Annotated in this window: 2 tRNA genes; both read left to right on the top strand. The window is 46.6% G+C overall.

Annotated features, from left to right (window positions below):
• Positions 1-105: 105 nt before the first annotated feature.
• Positions 106-182, top strand: a tRNA-Ile gene (locus tag AAEY68_RS20815).
• A gap of 50 nt (positions 183-232) precedes the next feature.
• Positions 233-305 (top strand) — tRNA-Ala (locus tag AAEY68_RS20810).

Raw genomic sequence — 305 nt, 5'->3', positions numbered from 1 at the left:
GGGGAACCTGGGGCTGGATCACCTCCTTATACGATTTAGAACTTATTTGTTCGTAGTGTCCACACAGATGATTGTTATTGTAAAGAGAACAACACTTATTGTTTTGGGTCTGTAGCTCAGCTGGTTAGAGCGCACCCCTGATAAGGGTGAGGTCGGTAGTTCAAATCTACTCAGACCCACCACTTCTTATCTAATTAAGAAGATGGTTAAAACAATAAGTACCAGCATATGTGGGGCTATAGCTCAGCTGGGAGAGCGCCTGCCTTGCACGCAGGAGGTCAGCAGTTCGATCCTGCTTAGCTCCA

It is taken from the genome of Pseudoalteromonas sp. RB2-MNA-CIBAN-0110 (assembly GCF_040309305.1).
Taxonomy (GTDB): Bacteria; Pseudomonadota; Gammaproteobacteria; order Enterobacterales; family Alteromonadaceae; genus Pseudoalteromonas; species Pseudoalteromonas arctica.
This window is presented reverse-complemented; position numbering and strand designations above follow the sequence as displayed.